17 protein-coding genes and 2 pseudogenes are annotated in these 18,617 nt (G+C 66.7%); 4 read left to right on the top strand and 15 right to left on the bottom strand.

From position 1 onward, the window contains the following. Positions 1 to 57 precede the first annotated feature (57 nt). Positions 58 to 1,018, bottom strand: a pseudogene (locus G6N08_RS14155) (IS110 family RNA-guided transposase); the annotation flags it as partial. Between the two features lie 116 nt (positions 1,019 to 1,134). On the opposite strand from G6N08_RS14155, the gene G6N08_RS14160 reads away from it, so the two are divergent. Then, positions 1,135 to 2,436, top strand: a complete 1,302-nt coding sequence (locus tag G6N08_RS14160; RefSeq protein ID WP_163758272.1) for an ISL3 family transposase — start codon at positions 1,135 to 1,137, stop codon at positions 2,434 to 2,436. Between the two features lie 5 nt (positions 2,437 to 2,441). Here G6N08_RS14160 and G6N08_RS20795 read toward each other — a convergent pair. The 3 genes and pseudogenes from G6N08_RS20795 to glnA all read right to left on the bottom strand — a co-directional run. Further along, positions 2,442 to 2,555 (bottom strand): annotated as a pseudogene (locus G6N08_RS20795) (IS110 family RNA-guided transposase); the annotation flags it as partial. 114 nt (positions 2,556 to 2,669) lie between these two features. Next, positions 2,670 to 3,383 (bottom strand): class I SAM-dependent methyltransferase, encoded by a 714-nt coding sequence (locus G6N08_RS14170; RefSeq protein ID WP_163758274.1) that lies wholly within the window; start codon positions 3,381 to 3,383, stop codon positions 2,670 to 2,672. A gap of 171 nt (positions 3,384 to 3,554) precedes the next feature. Next, positions 3,555 to 4,991 carry a type I glutamate--ammonia ligase gene (glnA, locus tag G6N08_RS14175; protein ID WP_163758276.1) on the bottom strand — a complete coding sequence of 479 codons (1,437 nt, stop codon included), beginning with the start codon at positions 4,989 to 4,991 and terminating at the stop codon, positions 3,555 to 3,557. A 154-nt stretch (positions 4,992 to 5,145) separates the two neighbouring features. Between glnA and G6N08_RS14180 the strand changes: the two genes are divergently transcribed. Further along, positions 5,146 to 5,643 carry an RDD family protein gene (locus tag G6N08_RS14180; protein ID WP_163758278.1) on the top strand — a complete coding sequence of 166 codons (498 nt, stop codon included), beginning with the start codon at positions 5,146 to 5,148 and terminating at the stop codon, positions 5,641 to 5,643. Between the two features lie 39 nt (positions 5,644 to 5,682). Here G6N08_RS14180 and G6N08_RS14185 read toward each other — a convergent pair whose 3' ends face one another. The 7 genes from G6N08_RS14185 to G6N08_RS14215 form a co-directional block, all read right to left on the bottom strand. Beyond that, entirely contained in the window at positions 5,683 to 6,435 is a 753-nt protein-coding gene (locus G6N08_RS14185; RefSeq protein WP_163758280.1) for a DUF4191 domain-containing protein, read from the bottom strand. A 25-nt stretch (positions 6,436 to 6,460) separates the two neighbouring features. Continuing rightward, entirely contained in the window at positions 6,461 to 7,399 is a 939-nt protein-coding gene (gene lipA / locus G6N08_RS14190; RefSeq protein WP_163758282.1) for a lipoyl synthase, read from the bottom strand. After that, positions 7,396 to 8,094, bottom strand: coding sequence for a lipoyl(octanoyl) transferase LipB (lipB, locus tag G6N08_RS14195; protein ID WP_163758284.1), 699 nt, complete (start codon positions 8,092 to 8,094; stop codon positions 7,396 to 7,398). Before lipB ends, lipA begins: the two co-directional genes overlap by 4 nt. Before the next feature lie 148 nt (positions 8,095 to 8,242). Further along, a complete protein-coding gene (locus tag G6N08_RS14200) occupies positions 8,243 to 9,154 on the bottom strand; it encodes a TIGR01777 family oxidoreductase (RefSeq protein WP_163758286.1) in 912 nt (303 codons plus the stop codon). Positions 9,155 to 9,158: 4 nt separating this feature from the next. Further along, positions 9,159 to 10,907, bottom strand: coding sequence for a 2-oxoglutarate dehydrogenase, E2 component, dihydrolipoamide succinyltransferase (sucB, locus tag G6N08_RS14205; RefSeq protein ID WP_163758288.1), 1,749 nt, complete (start codon positions 10,905 to 10,907; stop codon positions 9,159 to 9,161). A 233-nt stretch (positions 10,908 to 11,140) separates the two neighbouring features. After that, on the bottom strand, positions 11,141 to 11,488 hold the full coding sequence (locus tag G6N08_RS14210) for an aminopeptidase (protein WP_163758290.1): 348 nt from the start codon (positions 11,486 to 11,488) through the stop codon (positions 11,141 to 11,143). 158 nt (positions 11,489 to 11,646) lie between these two features. Continuing rightward, positions 11,647 to 13,182, bottom strand: a complete 1,536-nt coding sequence (locus tag G6N08_RS14215) for a leucyl aminopeptidase (protein WP_163758292.1) — start codon at positions 13,180 to 13,182, stop codon at positions 11,647 to 11,649. A gap of 16 nt (positions 13,183 to 13,198) precedes the next feature. Between G6N08_RS14215 and gcvT the strand changes: the two genes are divergently transcribed. After that, positions 13,199 to 14,320 carry a glycine cleavage system aminomethyltransferase GcvT gene (gcvT, locus tag G6N08_RS14220; protein WP_163758293.1) on the top strand — a complete coding sequence of 374 codons (1,122 nt, stop codon included), beginning with the start codon at positions 13,199 to 13,201 and terminating at the stop codon, positions 14,318 to 14,320. A gap of 22 nt (positions 14,321 to 14,342) precedes the next feature. Further along, positions 14,343 to 15,449 (top strand): branched-chain amino acid aminotransferase, encoded by a 1,107-nt coding sequence (locus G6N08_RS14225; RefSeq protein WP_163758295.1) that lies wholly within the window; start codon positions 14,343 to 14,345, stop codon positions 15,447 to 15,449. Between the two features lie 33 nt (positions 15,450 to 15,482). On the opposite strand, the gene G6N08_RS14230 is transcribed toward G6N08_RS14225, so the two are convergent. The 4 genes from G6N08_RS14230 to G6N08_RS14245 are packed head-to-tail and all read right to left on the bottom strand — an operon-like array spanning position 15,483 to position 18,460. After that, a complete protein-coding gene (locus G6N08_RS14230) occupies positions 15,483 to 16,217 on the bottom strand; it encodes an adenosylcobinamide-GDP ribazoletransferase (RefSeq protein WP_163758298.1) in 735 nt (244 codons plus the stop codon). Continuing rightward, positions 16,214 to 17,278 carry a nicotinate-nucleotide--dimethylbenzimidazole phosphoribosyltransferase gene (gene cobT / locus G6N08_RS14235; RefSeq protein WP_163758300.1) on the bottom strand — a complete coding sequence of 355 codons (1,065 nt, stop codon included), beginning with the start codon at positions 17,276 to 17,278 and terminating at the stop codon, positions 16,214 to 16,216. Before cobT ends, G6N08_RS14230 begins: the two co-directional genes overlap by 4 nt. Further along, entirely contained in the window at positions 17,275 to 17,811 is a 537-nt protein-coding gene (locus tag G6N08_RS14240) for a bifunctional adenosylcobinamide kinase/adenosylcobinamide-phosphate guanylyltransferase (RefSeq protein WP_163758302.1), read from the bottom strand. The genes cobT and G6N08_RS14240 overlap by 4 nt, the downstream gene beginning before the upstream one ends. Positions 17,812 to 17,836: 25 nt before the next feature. Further along, positions 17,837 to 18,460, bottom strand: coding sequence for a DUF3043 domain-containing protein (locus G6N08_RS14245; protein ID WP_246216846.1), 624 nt, complete (start codon positions 18,458 to 18,460; stop codon positions 17,837 to 17,839). Positions 18,461 to 18,617: the final 157 nt, after the last annotated feature.

An 18,617-nucleotide genomic window follows, 5' to 3' on the forward strand; every position in this document is an offset into this window, starting at 1 on the left:
CCACCAAATCCCCACCCCAAAGCCCAGATCAGCCACCCAAACAGTCGCAACTTCGGTTTAGCTGTCGAGGACCGCCAGTGACCAGCACCAGCCCGCCAGTTCGCGGGCGATCGCGGTGTTGGCGACCACCGGGCGCTTGTTACGGGCATCGAAGCGACACCAGCGCTCGTGCAGGCGCCGGTTGGCCTGTTGGCCGCGCGCTCGTGCTGCCGGGCTGGCCGCGTCCCAGCGGCGCCGCATCACCATTCCGGGTCGGTAGGGCTGGCGGTGATGCCAGGCCGCCTCGATGAGCAGTCGGCGGGCGTGGCTGTTGCCGGTCTTGGTGATCGCCCCCTGCCAGCGGGAAGCCCCCGAGCTGTACTCGGTGGGCACCAGACCCAGGTAGGCGCCGATCGAGCGGCCGGTCAACCGGTGCCAGTCGCCGATCTCGACGGCCAGCCCAAACGCCGTCAGCGTCGAGACCCCGCGCAGACAACCCAGCCGGGTCACCACCGGGGTGTAGGCGCTGTCGGCGGCCAACTTGGCGATCGCCTCGTCGAGGCGGTTACGGCGATCCACGGTGGCCAGCATCGTGTCCAGTGCCGTGTCGTAGGTGAGCTGCAACGCGCCGCTGCAGCCACAGTTCGTGCTTGCCGGTCCAAGTTCCTCCACCGGAATAGATAACCCCCTGCCGCAACAGCAGTTTCGACAATCGATGCCGGGCACTCATCAGATCCCCGCGGCAGTCCTCTCGTGCCCGCACCAGATCTCGGGCCGCCTCCTGCTCGGCGCTGGGAACCGTGACCTCCACAATCTGACCCAAATGCAGCAACCGGGCCAGATGCGCCGCATCACGGGCATCGGTCTTGACCCGATCCCCGGTCGGGCGTTGCAGCTTCGACGGAGCGGCCACCAGCCACATCACCCCAGCCGCCACCAGAAAGCGCGCCAGACCGAACCCCTTCGGGCCAGCCTCATAGGCCACCGCGACCCGGCCCGGCAACGATCGCAACCACTCCAAAATCTCCTGATAATCCGGGTCTTCGCAATGAAGCTTGGTAGCGGTCGGGTGACACGGTTGTCTGCCTGGCCCTGGGAATGGGCCTGGGGCCTCATGATTCGTGGTGTTAGTGAACACGAATGGAAAGGCCCCAGGTGAATAACAACAGTAGTGCGACGGTGATGCTTGGACTGGAAGGCATGGCCGTGCTGGCGGTGTCCGAGCACGATGGTGAACTGGAGTACGCGATTGAGACAACCGCGGCGACCGGCTGGTGTCCGGTATGCGGGGCGATCGCGCGGTTGCATGATCGCCGCCCGACGTGGGTGCGTGATTTGTCGGCCGGGGATCGACCGGTGACGCTGGTGTGGGTCAAACGCATCTGGCGGTGCGTGCATCCCCAATGTGAGCAGCAGACCTGGACCGAAACGCATCCGGCGATCGCGCCGCGCGCGTCATGGACCGAGCGGGCCCGCGCCCACGCCTGTCGGCGGGTGGGTCGTGACGGGCATGCGGTGGCCGCGGTGGCCCGCGAGTTCGGCGTCGGCTGGGCCACCGTGATGGCTGCGGTGCGCGACCATGGCGAGCCGTTGTTGCAGCGGGCATGCCCTGGCGCGGCGGCTACCGCGATCGGGGTGGATGAAACCGCGTTCACCCGAGCCAATGCGGTCTGTGGCACTGGGTTCGCTACGGGCATCGTTGACCTACATCGTGTCCGGCTGATTGATGTGGTACCTGGTCGGAGCCGGAAGGTGTTGGCGGACCGGTTTTCTGAACAGCCGGATGTGTGGGCCAGCGCAGTTACAGTGGCGGCATTGGATCTGTTCCGCGGCTATGGCGCCGCCCTGTCGGCCGGGCTGCCCAATGCGGTGCGGGTCCTTGATCCGTTCCACGTGGTGCGCCTGGGCTTTGCGGCCGTCGATGATGCGCGTCGCCGGGTGCAACAAGAAACGTGCGGGCATCGGGGCCGCGGTGGCGACCCGCTGTATGGGATTCGGCGAGTACTGCGCCGCGGCGCCGACAATCTCACCGAGCACGCCTGGGCGCGGCTGCTGTCTGGCATCGAAGCCGGCGACGATGATGGCCAGGTCGCCAAAGCGTGGGTGGCCGCCCAGGAGCTGCGCGCGATCTACGGCTGCCGTGACGGCGACCATGCGGCCAACCGCCTCTATGACTGGACGGTCTTGGGCATCGACTCCGGCGTTGCTGAACTCGCCCGCCTGGCGCGCACCATCACCACTTGGCGCGAGGAGTTCCTGGCCTACTTCAACGCCGGTCGGATCAGCAACGGACCCACCGAAGCAGTCAACCTGCTCATCAAGAAGGTCAAGCGCGTTGGCCACGGATTTCGAAACTTCAGCAACTATCGGCTGCGCCTACTACTGCACTGCGGAATCAGATGGAACCATCAAATCCCGACACCACTGCGAGGTCGTCTACCACGCTTGGCTGCGTAGAGCCGATAATCCGGGGTCAACCGACGTTCGAATACCTCACCGGTATCTCCGTCCAACGCGCACCCAACCACCGACCGCGCATGCACATCCAAACCGACACTCGTACGCTGAACCTTCACTGGGGCCTCCCACATCTTGTGGCTCTACCGGCCAGGACCCGTTTCCTGTCGGCAACCCACGTTCACATGTGAGCGAGGCCCCAGCCCCCCATACCGTCTAGCAACCGAGGGGCGCTAGTTCGAAGTTAGACGGGTTCTGACGCTGAATTTGTGATCTGAGCTGGGTCGCAACGCTAGCATCCGCTGATTCCGTGGGTGACCCCATTCGCCAATGTAACTGGGAAGCAATCCGGCCGAACGTGCGAAATCCTCAACTTGCTCACGTGTGTAGTGGAATGGGTCACGCAGAAAATATGTCACGATACCAGCTTTAGGTTGCTTATAGCCGCGATCCGGTACTGGAAGTTCGGGAACTTCAAAGAACGTGACGTAGAACCGGCTCTGCTTGTGCATGACGCGGCGCATCTGCGCGAAACAATAGAGGATGTGGTTTGCAGCCAAATGAGTGATCAGCGACATTGCGATGCCGAAATCAAACTTTACTCCGAACCCGGAGGCGTCGAAGTCAGCGGTACGGTGCAAATGCACGGTCTTATCAAGGCCAGCGTCTCGAAGCTCCTGCTTGCCGGCCTTTAACAGCCCCTTGTTGATATCAATGCCGTAATAGTTTCCGTCATTGAGATAGCGGACGAAGTGCACCCCCCCCCGCAGTGCGCCGCACCCCACATCAAGCAGTGTCGAATCCGGTTTCAATCCCTGCGCGACCATGAAATCAAACTGAAGCCGACCGATCTTATCCCACTGGCCACCAACAATATGTCGATGCAACTTCAGCTTTCGCTCAAACACCGTGACGGTGCGCGAATAGTTGACGCCCTTGGAATCCACAGCGGAGAAGCTACCGTCAGCCGTTTAGCGGGTCAAGCCGGGCGGCGTAATGTAAGGACTGTTTGAAGTTAAACGGTGTAACTCCCGGGAAAAGGGCGGGGCGCCACCGCTCTGCTGTGCACTGCTGATCCACTGTGCCAGTGTTGACACAGACCACCAGTGATAGTCGGTCTACACGTCGAAGTAGAGCGCGAACTCGTAAGGATGTGGCCGGATGTTGATCGGGTCGATTTCGTTTTCGCGCTTGTAGGCGATCCACGTCTCGATCAGATCGGAGGTGAACACGCCGCCCTCGGTGAGGTACTCGTGGTCCTGCTCGAGCCGGTCGATCACCGCCGACAACGAGGTCGGTGCTTGCGGGATGTTGGCGGCCTCTTCGGGTGGCAACTCGTAGAGATCCTTGTCCACCGGGGGCTGCGGTTCGATCTTCTTCCTGATGCCGTCTAGCCCAGCCATCAGCTCGGCGGCGAAAGCCAGATACGGGTTGCCCGACGAATCGGGGCAGCGGAACTCCAGCCGTTTCGCCTTCGGGTTGGTGCCGGTCACCGGGATACGCACACACGCCGACCGGTTGCGTTGGCTGTACACCAGATTGATCGGTGCCTCGTAGCCGGGCACCAGCCGTTTATACGAGTTGACGGTCGGGTTGGTAAATGCCAGCAGCGACGGCGCGTGATACAGCAGGCCGCCGATGTAGTGGCGGGCCAGATCCGACAGCCCCGCGTAGCCGGTCTCGTCGTAGAACAGCGGGCTGCCGTCCTTCCACAGCGACTGGTGGGTGTGCATACCCGACCCGTTGTCGCCGAACAGCGGCTTGGGCATGAAGGTCACGGTCTTGCCGGCCTGCCACGCGGTGTTCTTGATGATGTATTTGTACAGTTGCGCGTCATCGGCCGCGTGCAGCAGTGTGTTGTAGACGTAGTTGATCTCGGCCTGCCCGCCGCTGCCCACCTCGTGGTGGCCCTTCTCCAAAGTGAAGCCGGCGTTGATCAGGTTTGTCAGCATCTGGTCACGCAGGTCCACGTAATGGTCGTTAGGTGCCACCGGGAAGTAGCCGCCCTTGTGGCGGACTTTATAGCCGCGGTTGGGGCTGCCGTCGGCCTCGGTGGGGTTGCCGGTGTTCCACCAGCCGGAAATCGCGTCCACCTCGTAGAAAGACGCGTTGGCCTTGGAATCGAATCGCACCGCGTCGAAGATGTAGAACTCGGCCTCGGCGCCGAAGTACGCGGTGTCGGCGATACCGGTGCTCGCCAGATAGCTCTCGGCTTTGCGGGCCACGTTGCGGGGGTCGCGGGAGTAGGGCTCGAGAGTAAACGGGTCATGCACGAAAAAGTTCAGGTTCAGCGTCTTAGCGGCACGGAACGGATCCACACACGCGGTGTCCGGGTCGGGAAGCAGCAGCATGTCGGACTCGTGGATCGCCTGAAAGCCCCGAATCGACGAACCGTCGAACGCGATCCCGTTGTCAAACACGCTTTCATCAAAGCTTGACGCCGGAATGGTGAAGTGTTGCATGACGCCGGGCAGATCGCAGAAGCGCACATCGATGTAGCGGACGTCTTCGTCCTTGATGAGCTTGAAGACGTCGTCGGGCGTCATTTCGGTCACTGCCTGCTCCTCTACTGGTAACCGCCGCACTGACGCTATGGAGCCGATATTGCACTATAGTCACCCCCTTGTTGCGCAGACGTTACGCGGAGGGGTGCCCGCGCTCGAACCGTGCTGGCTCTATTCCGGTGTGGTGACCCCGTATCGTTGGGCCATGCCTTGCGGAAATGCCGCTCGGGTCCCGGAACCGGCCGACCGATGGCCGCGCCCCGGCCGGCAGCCGAAGCGGCCGGTATCAGCTGCCGGGCACGGGTATCGGGGCCAGGCGCTGGGATTACCGGAGGCTGGTCGCGGCGCACTGGCCGGAATGGGACGCCGGCTGAGCGCGTTGGCGGCCGACTGGCTGGTGGCGTACGGCCTGGCTGGCCTGGGGACAGCGCTCGGGGTCGTTCCGCTCGCGCTGCTGGACACGGCGGTGCTGGTCTTCTGGTTCATACTTGGCACGGTTGCAGTCTGGTTGTTCGGTTTCACGCCCGGACAATTCATGCTGGGGCTGATGGTGGTGTGCGTGGACAGGCCGGCGCCGGTGCGGCTTGGCCGCGCGGCGTTGCGGGCGGCATTGATAGCGACGGTCATCCCGGCGCTGTTCGTCGACGCCGACGGACGCGGCCTGCATGATCGGCTGACCGGCACCGCTGTGCTGCGCCGGTAACCGGTCGGCTGGGAGCGGCTCGTCGTGGCGTGCAGCGGGCTAGCGGCGGCGTACGGTGCGCTGGACCCCGCGCAGCTTGGCGGCGGGGGGCACCGGTCCCTTGGGCATGGCGGCGGCACCAGCCCGCGAGCCCAGCGCAGCCAGCCGCGACTCCAGGGCATCCATCTGTTTGACCGTGATATTCGCCGGCAAGCGGTTGAGGTGGCGCTCGAGCTTGGCCAGCGGAACCTCGCCTTGCCCGTTGCCGACGACGATGTCGTAGATCGGTACGTCGCCGACCAGCCGGGCAGTGCGTTTTTTCTCCTGGGCCAGCAGCGGTTTGACCCGGGCCGGTGAACCTTCGGCGACCAGGATGACCCCGGGCCGGCCGATCACCCGATGCACCGCATCGAAGTTGCCCGTGGCAGCCACGCCCGGAGTGACGCGCCATCTGCCGCGCAAGTTCTCCAGCGCCCACGCCGCAGCGCCGGCCTGCCCTTCGGCCTTGCGGTAGACCGTGCGTTGCGCCCGCCGGCCGAATATGACGAACGCCACTAACGCGCCCAGCACCACCCCCAGCGGGATCATCATGATGATCGCAAAACCGCCGACGGCCACGCCCGCCATCACCGATACCCCCACAATCAGCACGAATGCACCAATCATGTAGGGCAGCAGGCGGTTATCCTCTTTGCGCTGCATGACGAACGCCTGCCAGAGTTGACTGCGCCGCTGCTGTGCCGCCGCTTTGCGAGCGGCCCTGGCCTCAGCCCGGGCCGCCTTGGCGGCAGCGGTATTGCGGGGTTTCGCCATAACTACCCACCATACGGAACCGCCGTCAGCGCGACGCTCGGGCGCGTCGGTGCTGTGTGGCTTGCGCGTAAAGCCGGCCGGCCCGGTACGACGATCGCACGAGCGGCCCGGCCAGCACCCCGGCGAAACCCAGCTGCTCGGCGTAGCGGGCATAGTCGACGAATTCCTCAGGGCGCACCCAGCGCTCGACCGGGTGATGGCGCACCGACGGACGCAAATACTGGCTGATGGTCACCAGATCGCAGCCGGCGGCGCGAAGATCAGCCAGGGCAGCACGCACTTCCGCGGGGGTCTCGCCCAGGCCGAGGATCAGATTGCTCTTGGTGACCAGGCCGAAGTCGCGGGCCGCCGTCAACACGCCGAGGCTGCGCTGATAGCTGAACGCGGGCCGGATCCGTCTGAATAAGCGAGGGACGGTTTCAACGTTGTGCGCCAACACTTCCGGACGAGACGCGAACACCTCCTCGAGTCGGCCGGGGTCGCCACCGAAATCTGGGATCAGCAATTCCACACCGGTCGAGGGGTTCAGCTGCCGGATGGCGCGAACCGTCTCCGCGTATAGCCAAGCCCCGCCGTCGGGCAGGTCGTCGCGGGCCACACCGGTCACCGTGGAATACCGCAACCCCATCGCATGCACACTCTCGGCCACCCGCCGCGGCTCGTCGCGGTCCAGGCCGGCGGGCTTGCCCGTGTCGATCTGGCAGAAGTCGCAGCGACGGGTGCACACCTGCCCCCCGATCAGAAAGGTGGCTTCCCGATCCTCCCAGCATTCGAAGATGTTGGGGCAGCCCGCTTCTTCGCAGACGGTGTGCAGTCCCTGATGGCGGACCAGGTTTTTCAGCTCGCGGTATTCCGGCCCCATGCGGGCCCTGGTCCTGATCCACGGCGGCTTGCGCTCGATCGGGCTCGCAGCGTTGCGCACTTCCAGCCGTAGCAGCTTGCGGCCCTCCGGAGCGACGGTCACAACGTTGATGCTACGCGGGTCGCATCGTGGTCACGGACCGGCAGCACACCGTCGAGGACAGCACACACCGCGTCAGCGACGAGGTATCGGACCTCATCGACACCCACCCGCCGACCGAGTTCGGCCGACAATGAGGTCACCCCGGCGTCGCTGATGCCACACGGTACGATCCGCGCGAAAGCGCCCAGGTCACAGTCACAGTTGAGGGCGAACCCATGCAGCGTGGTGGCCCGCGACACCCGCACGCCGATGGCGGCGACCTTCCGCGCGGGCCGGCCACCGCCGGCCGGGCGCCACACCCCGGACCGGCCGTCGATCCGGCCAGTGTCCAGGCCCAGCTCGCTGCACACCTCGATCAGCGCTTCTTCGAGGCGGCGAACGTAATTGACCACGTCGAGCGGTTCGGTCAGGCCGATAATGGGGTAACCGACCAGTTGGCCCGGACCGTGCCAGGTGATCTTTCCGCCGCGGTCGGTGTCGACGACAGACGCGTCGTCCACGGGCCGCTCATGCGGCTCAGTGCGCCGCCCGGCGGTGTACACCGGCGGGTGTTCCAGCAGCAACAGGGTGTCGGGACCGCCGGCCACCCGGGCGTCGGCCAGTTCGCGCTGCAACCGCCACGCCTCGAGGTAGTCGATGCTGCCCAGTTGGCGCACGTCGATCGGAGCCGGGCTCGAGCGGATAGACCTCGTCACGGTGGCGAGGGTACGCCCACCCGGCCCACCGGTGGCCCCTGGCCAACCCCCGGCCGGGACACTGATCGGCCACCCACCATCGCCGCAGCAGGGGATGCCGCGGGCGTCACCCCGACTGCGGTGTAGCGCCGCGTCCACGCGAGTCCGATCAGGCTTCGCTGGGGCGGGCTGTGGCGTAGCTCAGCGCTTCGCCGATGGTGTTGTGGTGGAACTGGAAACCGGCTCGCTCAAGCACAGCCGGAATGACACGCTGGCCGGTGAGCAGCCCCTCGTCGGCAAATTCACCGAGCGCGGCGCGCACGGCGAATCCGGGCAGCGTCCACGGGGCAGGGCGGTTGAGGGCACGGCCTAAGGCTGCGGTGAATTCGGCGTTGGTGACAGGCGCCGGCCCGGTCATGTTCACCGGACCGGACAGCGACGCGTGCGAGATCGCGTAGCGAAGCGCACGCACCTCGTCTTCGAGGGTGATCCACGACATGTATTGGCGGCCGTTGCCGAGCCGAGCGCCCAGCCCGAGCGAGAACAGGGGCCGCAGCTGGCGCAGCAGCCCACCGGACGGGGCTAGCACCAGTCCGGTGCGGGCCAGCACCACACGAACGCCGGCGCGCTGAGCGGGTGCGGTGGCAGCCTCCCAGTCCCGGCACAGCTGGGCCAGGAAACCGGTTCCCGGCGAGGCGGTTTCGTCGACCACACGGTCCCTGGTGTTCCCGTAATAGCCCACTGCGCTGGCATTGATCAGCACGCCGACGCCGGCATCGGCGGCCGCGGCCGACAGCACTTCGGTGGCCGTGATGCGACTGTCGCGCAGGCTCTGCTTGAAGGCGCCAGACCATCGGCGCTGGGCGATGCCGACACCACACAGGTTGACCACGGCGTCAACTCCGTGCAGTGCACCCGGATCGAAAACACCGCTATCGGGATTCCAATGCAGTTCATTGGAATTCGACGGTGTACGGCGCACGATCCGCAGCACCTGGTTATCGGCCGCGCGCAGCGCTGCCACCAGAGCCGAGCCGATCAGTCCGGATGAACCAGCGACCGCGATGACGGCTTTGGCCATATCGTCACAGCCCCAAATCGGCCTCGAACGCTGCCTCTTCAAGCCGGTGCTTGATGGTGGTCAGGAAACGTCCGGCATCGGCGCCGTCGATCAGCCGGTGGTCGTACGTGAGCGGCAGATAGCAGATGGAGCGGATACCGATCGATTCATTGCCGTTCTCGTCGACGACCACCCGGGGACGTTTGACGACGGCCCCGGTACCCAAGATGGCAGCCTGCGGCGGGACCAGGATCGGGGTGTCGTGCAGCGCGCCCTGGCTGCCGATATTGGTGATGGTAAACGTGCCGCCGGAGAGCTCGTCGGGTTTCAAGTCACCCGACCGCGCGCGGGCGGCGATATCGGCGATGGCGCGCGCCAGCCCGGCCAGCGAGAGGTCGCCGGCGTTGTGGATGACCGGTGAGAGCAGACCCTGCTCGGTGTCGACGGCGAACCCGAGGTGCTCGGCGTCGTAGTAGGTGATTTCCTTGGTTTCCTCGTTATAGCTGGCGTTGATGTTGGGGTGGATCTTCAGCGCGTCGATCACCGCCCGGGCGATGAACGGCAGATACGTCAAATTCACCCCCTCACGTTCGGCGAAGGCGGCTTTGGCCCTCGCCCGCAGCGCCACGATCTTCGTCATGTCCACTTCGTGGGTTTGCGTGAGTTGTGCTGTCGCTAAAAGAGATTCGCGGGTTTTGTTGGCGGTTATCTGGCGAATCCGGCTGGCTTTCTGGGTGGTGCCCCGCAGATGCGCCAATGCGGGCACGGAGGGGGTCGGCGCCGCCGGGCCCCGTCCGGGCGGTGGCGGTGTCGGCGCCGTGCGCACCTCGTCTTTTCGCCGGACGGCAGCCAGCACATCCTGCTTGCGGATGCGCCCGCCCACACCGGTGCCTCTGATCTGGCTGAGGTCAACACCGTTGTCTGCCGCCAGCTTTCGCACTAGCGGGGTGACGTAGGGCGCGCCTGGTGGGGTGGCGGCCGCAGCGGGCCGGGGCGGCGGCGCTTCGGCCGTGGGCACCGGCTGAGGTTGCGGTGCGGGTTGGGCTTGCGGCGCCGGCTCCGACGGCGGTGTCACCCCGGCCTTGGGTGCAGGTGGCGGGGCTGGCGGTGCAGGTGCCGGCGCCGCGGCGGGCTGGGGTGGTTGGGTTGCCGGCTCAGGTTCAGTCGCCGGCGCAGCCGTGCTGTCGGCGGCCACCCCGATCCGGGCCAGCTCGCCGCCGACCGGGACAGTGGAGTCTTCGTCGGCGGTGATACTGACCAGCGTGCCGGCCACCGGAGAGGGGATTTCGGTGTCGACTTTGTCGGTCGACACTTCCACCAGGGGCTCGTCGACCTGCACATGATCGCCGACCTTTTTCAGCCAGCGGGTCACCGTGCCCTCGGCCACCGATTCACCGAGTTCAGGCATCAGCACCGGTGTGGACTGGCCGGAAGCCGCCGCGGCCGGTGGCGGTGCGGTCTGGGGTTGCGGTGCGCTCTCGGGTTCTGATGGGGATGGGGCCGGTGGCGGGGAGGGCGGCGCGCCGGTGTCATCCGCGGTGTCACCGATGATGGCCAGCTCACCGCCAACCTGGACGATGTCGTCCTCCTGGGCGATGATCTTGGTGAGCACACCGGCCGCCGGGGACGGGATTTCGGTGTCGACTTTGTCGGTCGACACCTCGACCAGCGGCTCATCGACCTCGACCGTGTCGCCTTCTTGTTTGAGCCAGCGGGTGACTGTCCCCTCGGTGACGCTTTCACCGAGTGCCGGCATCTGGACGGAGAAGGCCATTGTGTTGACTCCTCGATCGGTCGGTCGGTCATCGCACGGGACCTCTGTCTCACCCGCAGCGTCCGTGGGCGGTGCCCAAGTCGATTATCGAAACCATCCTGTCACTGCGGCAGACTCGACCCACACCCAGGGCAGCGGCGTTCCCGATGGTGTGGGAAAGCGGCAACGGGTCGTGACGTTGGTCAGATGGGTCGGCCCGATCCCGCCCGCCGCAGCTGCGGCAGCGCTCGGCCTTACAGCTCGCGCGCTGTTGTTCCCCGCGGTCGCCGCACCAACAGCGCGCCGCCGGCGGCGATGACCCCCGCAATCGTCAACGGTATGCTCCACGCACGCCGACTCGACAGTGACGACTGGCATTCGGCTACATAATCGGTGTGCGGCACCAGCTGGCTGACGATGGGGAGGTTCGCCGGGTTCTGGTTGTTGGCTGATTGCGCCGACGAGAGATTCGATGCCACCGCGTTGCCGCACCCGATGGAACCGCTCCCGCCACCTGACACCGACACCGGCAGGAACAACCCGATCAGCCCGGCCGCCAAAACCGCGGCACCGATAATCACGATCACCCGCCGCGCGCCCATATGTGTGCCTTTCCACGGCTTAAACCAGAGCGAGTGTAGCCGTGGCGGACCGTGTCTAAACGCGAAACGGAATAAAGGCGCCCGATCGGCACGGCAGGCACCAGGGTGCAAGCCGTGCCGCGCGGGGTCAACGGTGCTGCCGCGGACCGCGGCAGCGATCAGCCGTGCTCTGCAATGTCCTCCAGCACCGCGAACATGGTGCGGGTGGGGACACCGGTGCCGCCTTTGGGCGTGTAACCCCAGGGGTTTCCGGTGTTGTAGGCCGGGCCGGCCACGTCGATATGAGCCCACGACACGGTATCGGGAACAAACTCGCGCAGGTAGACGCCGGCCACCAGCATGCCGGCGAAACGCTGGCCGCTCACATTGGTCAAGTCGGCCACCGTCGACTTCAGCTCGTCTTTGAGCTCCTCGGGCAGTGGCATCGGCCAGCCGTTCTCGCCGACCCGCTGCGAGATGGCGGCCACCCGGTCGCGGAACTCGTCGCTGCCCATCACCCCCGGCGTGCGGGTCCCCAAGGCTATCGTCTGCGCACCGGTCAGCGTCGATGTCTCGATGAGGTAATCAGGGTTGTCCTCGCATGCCCGCACGATCGCATCAGCCAGGATCAGTCGACCCTCGGCATCGGTGTTGAGCACTTCGACGGTGGTGCCACCATAGTGGGTCAGCACATCACCGGGTCTTTGCGCGGTTCCCGACGGCATGTTCTCGGCCATGGGCACGGTGGCGATCACGTCGATCGGCAACTTCAGCTGCGCGGCCAGTGTCACGGTGGCGATGACCGCGGCCGCCCCCGCCATATCCGAGGTCATGTGATGCATGTTCGACGCCGGTTTGATCGAGATACCGCCGGTGTCGAACGTGATGCCCTTGCCCACCAGGGCGACCTTCTTGGCTGCTTTCGGGTTTTTCGCCAGCTGTGACCCGCGGTGGATCAGCCGCACCAGCCGCGGCGGCCGGGACGAGCCCTTGCCGACCCCGATCACCCCCCCGTAGCCGGCGTCCTGCAGCGCCTTGTCATCGAGCACCTCGACGTCCAGGCCCGCGGACTCGCCCAAAGCCTGTGCCCGTGCGGCGAATTCAGCGGGGAAAAGGTGGCTGGGCGGGGTGTTGACGAAGTCGCGGGCGGTAGCGACCGCGGCCGCGACCGCCGCGGCGTGTGCGGCCTGCGTTTTGGCCTCCCTGGCTGTGGACAGCACGGTGATTTTGCGCAGCCCACGGTCTTTCGGGGCGGTCTTTTCGCTGCGGAAAGCGGTGAACCGATAGCTGCCCAGGATGAGACCTTCGACGGTGGCGGCCATGTCCAGTTCGGACAGCGTCGTAATCACCGATTCGGCGCCCCCGAGCGACCGGGCGGCCGCACCGGCCGCGCGACGCAGCGTGTCGGCCGGCCACTCGTCTCGCGGCCCGCCCAGGCCCACCGTCAGCACACTGCCCACCGGTAGTGACGGCACCACCAGCCGGTTCACCTGTTCGCTGCCGCCGGTGGCGTCCAGAGCGCGCAGCCCCGCCTCGATCTCGGCGACCGCTTCGCCGGGCAGGAATGGGTGGGCTGCGGCGACGACCGCGCCGGGCCGGTCGTCATCGCCGGTCGAGACGACCGGCACGATCAACACCGCCGACGCGGCGCCGCGGCGCGGCAGCGTGGAGGCAACGGTGACGTCGGGGGCAAGGTAACCGGGTTGTCTGCTCACGGCCATCACCCTAACCATGGCCGGTCTAGGGTGGGCTGTCGTGAACGATGACCTGGTGCACGGCCCCCTGGAAGACCGCCACCGTGAACTTGGCGCCACCTTCGCCGAGTTCAGTGGCTGGCTGATGCCGATTTCCTACGCCGGTACGGTCAGCGAGCACATCGCGACCCGCACCGCGGTGGGCTTGTTCGACATCAGTCATCTCGGCAAGGCGCTGGTCCGCGGGCCGGGCGCGGCGCAGTTCGTCAACTCGACGCTGACGAACGACTTGAATCGTATTGGGCCGGGGAAAGCGCAATACACCTTGTGTTGCACCGATTCCGGTGGGGTCATCGACGATTTGATCGCCTACTACGTGGCCGAGGACGAGATCTTTTTGGTGCCCAATGCCGCCAACACCGCGGCTGTCGTTGCCGCCTTGCGGGCAGTCGCGCCGCCCGGGGTGGTGATCAGCAACGAGCACCGCTCCTACGCTGTGCTGGCGGTGCAGGGGCCCCGTTCGGCCGAGGTGCTCGACGACCTGGGCCTGCCGACCGGCATGGATTACATGAGCTACACCGACGCGTCCTACGCCGGGGTGCCGGTGCGGGTGTGCCGCAGCGGATATACCGGTGAGCACGGCTACGAGCTGCTGCCGCCCTGGGAGTCCGCCGGGGTGATTTTCGAACCGCTGCTGGCAGCGGTCACCGGCGCGGGTGGGCAGCTGGCCGGTCTCGGTGCCCGTGACACGCTGCGGACGGAGATGGGCTACCCGTTGCACGGGCATGAATTGTCGACTGAGATTTCGCCGCTGCAAGCCGGCTGCGGCTGGGCGGTCGGCTGGAAAAAGGATGCGTTCTTCGGCCGGGATGCACTGCTGGCCGAAAAGGCTGCAGGACCACGTCGACGGCTGCGTGGCCTGCGGGCCGTCGACCGCGGGGTGCTGCGCCCCCGTCTGACGGTGCGGTGCGGAGACCGCGCGATCGGGATCACCACTTCGGGAACGTTTTCTCCGACATTGAAAGTCGGCATCGCGCTGGCGTTGATCGATACCGACGCCGGCGTCGAGGACGGCCAGCACGTCACCGTCGACGTGCGCGGGCGCGCAATGGAATGCGAAGTGGTGCGCCTGCCGTTCGTGGCCGCTAAGACGCGATAGCGCAGACAGCTACAATCGCTGGATGACCAGCGGCCTGCTCGAGTTCACGGTTTCGCCTACCGCAAACCCGACGGTCGACGAGGTACGCGAATCGATTCTGGCGGACCCGGGTTTCGGCAAATACCACACCGACCACATGGTGTCGATCGATTACACCGACGGCGAGGGGTGGCATAACGCGCGGGTCATGGCCTACGGGCCGATCGAGCTGGATCCCTCGGCGATCGTGCTGCACTACGCGCAAGAAGTCTTCGAAGGGCTCAAAGCATATCGATGGGCCGACGGATCGATCGTGTCGTTTCGCGCTGACGCAAACGCGGCCCGGATGCGATCGTCGGCTCGCCGCATCGCGATTCCGGAACTACCCGACGAGCTGTTTTTGGAATCGTTGCGTCAGCTGATCGCGGTGGACAAGGCGTGGGTGCCGGCGCCCGGTGGGGAAGCGGCGCTATATCTGCGGCCTTTCATCTTCGCCACCGAGCCCGGACTCGGGGTGCGCCCAGCCAAGCAATACCGTTATTTGCTGATGGCATCACCGGTTGGTGCGTACTTCAAAGGCGGCATCAGGCCGGTCAGCGTGTGGGTGTCGACCGAGTACGTGCGGGCCGCCCCGGGCGGCACCGGCGCGGCCAAGTTCGGCGGCAACTATGCCGCATCGCTGGTGGCCCAGGCTCAGGCCGCTGAGAATGGTTGCGACCAAGTGGTGTGGCTGGACGCCGTCGAACGCCGCTACATCGAGGAGATGGGCGGGATGAACATCTTCTTCGTGTTCGGCAGCGGTGCTTCCGCGCGGCTGGTCACTCCGGAGCTGTCCGGTTCGCTGTTGCCCGGTATCACGCGGGATTCGTTGCTGCAGTTGGCAACCGACGCGGCTATCGGTGTCGAGGAACGCAAGATCGACATCGAAGAGTGGCAGAAGAAGGCCGCTTCAGGCGAGATCACCGAGGTGTTCGCCTGCGGCACCGCCGCCGTCATCACCCCGGTGTCGCGGGTCAAATACGGTGATGTCGAGTTCACCATCGCCGACGGGGAACCGGGTGAAGTGACGATGGCGCTGCGCGACACCTTGACCGGAATCCAGCGGGGCACCTTCGTCGACACCCACGGCTGGATGGCGCGGCTGGGCTGACGCCGGCACCCCCGGGCTCGTGGTGGCCACGCGTTAGAACCGCGCCAGCCCGACCAGGACCAGCGCGCACACCGTCGTCGTCGTTTCGATCGCCGCGCCCAGCACGTCACCGGTGATACCGCCGAATCGGCGCACGCAGTGCCCGACCAGCACCTGGCCGCAGGCCAGCGCCAGCAGCACCGCCGACGGCCCTTGCCACAGCCGCGGGCCCGCCGCCAGCGAGGCGGTCACCAGCACCCCCACCCAGGCCGCCACCACCGGGCCGGGCTGGGTGCCGGCGACATGCGCGCCGAGGATGCTGCCCTGGGCAGCAGGCACCGAGCGGCGGCACGCCAGCACCGCAGCGACCCGGCCGGCCCAGACGGCGACCGTGATCCCGGCCGCGCTCAGCGCGGCGAAAGCCAGCCCCTGCAGCGTGATCACCAACACGACAGCAGCCACGCCGAACGGCCCGGCCCTCCCGTCGCGCATCACCGCGAGCGCGCGGGGCGCCGGCCCGTAGCAGCCCAGTGCGTCGGCGGTGTCGGCCACACCGTCGATGTGCAGTCCGCGGGTCACGGCCAGCACTGCGGCGACCGCGAGCAGTCCGGACAGTGGACTGGCCGGGCCGAACACCAGTCCGCCAGCCCACGCGACGGCCGCCGCCAGCCCGCCCAGCGCCGCGCCGACCACCGGCAGCGCGGTCAAAGCACCGCGGCCAAGCGGGTGGGCCCCCCGCACGGGAACGACGGTTTCGAACGCTAAAGCTGTTGCGAGTGAACGGATCACCGAGATTCAGCTCCGGGGCCGTCATCACGGTTGGACACTCCCGCGCTGGAAAACGTGGCCATCGATGACAGCGCGGTCACCGCTGCCCGCAGCACCAGCAGCGCCACCGCGGCGCCGGTGCCCTCGCCCACGCGCATCCGCAGGTCCAGGATCGGATCCAGCTGGAGAGCGGCCAGCGCAAGCTGGTGAGCCGGTTCAGGAGAACGGTGTCCGGCCTGCCACCACTGCCGCGCACCCGGCGCCAAGCGCTCGGCGACCAGCCCCGCTGCCGTCACCGCCGTCCCGTCCAGCAGCAGAGGTGTGCGCCGGACCGCCGCCTGCGCGCAAAAGCCGGCCATCGCGGCCAGGTCCGCCCCGCCGCAGCAGCGCAGCAACCCGACGGGGTCCGGGCGCACCGATTGTGCCCGGAACAACGCATCGCGCACCGCGGCTGTTTTGCGGGCCCACCCGGCGTCGTCTATCCCGGTCCCGCGGCCGACCACGGCGACTGGTTCGGTATCGGTGAGCGATGCAACCAGAACCGCTGCGGCAGTGGTGTTTCCGATTCCCATATCACCGGCGATGAGAAGATCCGCTCCGGTGTCGACTTCCTCGTCGGCGATTCGCCGGCCCGCTTCGACCGCGCCGACGACCTCATCGTCGGTGAGCGCATCCTCTTTGGCGATGTTTCCGCTGGAGCGGCGAATTTTGTAAGCACCAATGTGTTTTGACAGCGGGTCGGCGTCCACGGCCAGATCCACCACCCGAACCGTCGCGTCGGCGGCACCGGCCAGCGCGTTGATCGCCGCACCCCCCGCGTCGATGGTGGCGACCATCTGGGCCGTCACTTGCGGCGGGTAGGCAGACACCCCGCACCGGGCGACCCCGTGGTCACCGGCGAACACCACAATCCGTGAACGTTCGAATTGCCTTGGTGGACAGCGTCCTTGGCACGCGGCGACCCACACCGACAAATCCTCGAGCCGGCCCAGGGCGCCCCGCGGCTTTGTCAGCGCGTCTTGCCGTGCCCGGGCGGCAGCGGCGGTGCCCGCGTCGGGCGGGAGCACAGGTGGGAACTTCATCTGATCCCCGGCTTAATCGGCACCGGCTGGCCGGCCACCAGCAATACCACCCGCTCGCACAGGGCGGCGAGCCGCTGGTTGAGCCCGCCTAGTTCGTCGGCGAATCGGCGGCCGGCCGCGGTGGCGGGCACCACCGTCATCCCAACCTCCGGGCTGACCAGCATCAGCGTGGAGCGAAACGCCCGCACTGCCGCGACCAGCTCCTCGACATCGACCGCCACCGATCCAGTGTCCCAAGCGCGGTGGCGGTCCAGAGTGGCGGTCAGCCAGGCGCCCACATCGTCGATCAATGTGGGAGTGTCCGGTGACTGCCGTAATTCCGTAGCGATGTCGTCGGTTTCAACTGTCACCCAGTGCTCGGGCCGCCGGCCGCGGTGCTCGGCGATCCGCTGCGACCATGCGGCATCATCGAGGACGGGCGAGCCGGTCGCCAGGTAGCGCACGGCCTGTCCGGGCGGCAGCGACTCGGCGAGGGCTGCCTCTGCCCACTGGGATTTGCCTGACCTGATCCCGCCCAGTACCAGGGTTCGCACGGTGGGTCAGCCAGCTTTCCGGTAGTTACCCGACACTGGCGCCGCGGGTGACCTGAGGCCGGGGTGCCCGCATCCGGCGCAATTGGGACGCCCGGCTGGCCGCGTACAGGCCGAGTCGCCACCGGCTTTCGGTATTGTCCGGGAATTTCGCGTCGACCAGTGTGCTGACTTTGCGACCTAAGACGATCCCGTCGACCACCATGATGATCATCAGGACCATCATGGCGGGCGACATGTAGACCTGCAGCTGCGGGACGGCGACCATGACGAACAGCAGTGCCAGCGTCGACGGCATGAACAATCCCAGCGCGTTGCGGCGAGCGTCCACCACATCGCGGACAAATCGGCGTACCGGGCCCCGGTCGCGTGGCAGCAGATAGGCCTCGTCGCCGGCCATCATGCGCTCCCGGCGCTGTGCCATCTGGGCCCGCTGTCGTGCCCTTTCCGCTCGGCGTTCCGCGCGGCTCAGTTTGGGTTGGGCCAGCGACTTACGGCGTGCCCGTGCCTCGGCGAGGGTCATGGGCGCCGGTGGCAGCGGGCCGCGGCGTCTGGCAGCGTCGCTGCGTTTCGGGGTGGGACGCCCTTTGGGCGCGGTGGTACGTGATTTGCGCCGGGCGGCAGATGTCGACTCGATGCCCGGGGCGGTCACCGATGCGTCAGCACCACCGTCTCGTTGCGCCTCGTCGCCGTCAGCCTTCCTACGGCCCAGCAGTTTCACAGTCGTCAGGGTACTTCGCGACCGTCGCCACGTGTCACGGTCGGGCATGCAGCGCAGCGTGGCCGGTCCTACGCTTGCTGAGATGAAC

The sequence above is a fragment of the Mycobacterium botniense genome, assembly GCF_010723305.1.
Classification (GTDB): Bacteria; Actinomycetota; Actinomycetes; order Mycobacteriales; family Mycobacteriaceae; genus Mycobacterium; species Mycobacterium botniense.

What these genes read in the sequence shown, in the direction of transcription:
- G6N08_RS14180 (WP_163758278.1), top strand. Translation starts at nt 5,146, where the DNA reads ATGCCTTGCGGAAATGCCGCTCGGGTCCCGGAACCGGCCGACCGATGG.
- G6N08_RS14185 (WP_163758280.1), bottom strand. Translation starts at nt 6,435, where the DNA reads ATGGCGAAACCCCGCAATACCGCTGCCGCCAAGGCGGCCCGGGCTGAG.
- G6N08_RS14200 (WP_163758286.1), bottom strand. Translation starts at nt 9,154, where the DNA reads ATGGCCAAAGCCGTCATCGCGGTCGCTGGTTCATCCGGACTGATCGGC.
- sucB (WP_163758288.1), bottom strand. Translation starts at nt 10,907, where the DNA reads ATGGCCTTCTCCGTCCAGATGCCGGCACTCGGTGAAAGCGTCACCGAG.
- G6N08_RS14210 (WP_163758290.1), bottom strand. Translation starts at nt 11,488, where the DNA reads ATGGGCGCGCGGCGGGTGATCGTGATTATCGGTGCCGCGGTTTTGGCG.
- gcvT (WP_163758293.1), top strand. Translation starts at nt 13,199, where the DNA reads ATGGCCGGTCTAGGGTGGGCTGTCGTGAACGATGACCTGGTGCACGGC.
- G6N08_RS14225 (WP_163758295.1), top strand. Translation starts at nt 14,343, where the DNA reads ATGACCAGCGGCCTGCTCGAGTTCACGGTTTCGCCTACCGCAAACCCG.
- cobT (WP_163758300.1), bottom strand. Translation starts at nt 17,278, where the DNA reads ATGAAGTTCCCACCTGTGCTCCCGCCCGACGCGGGCACCGCCGCTGCC.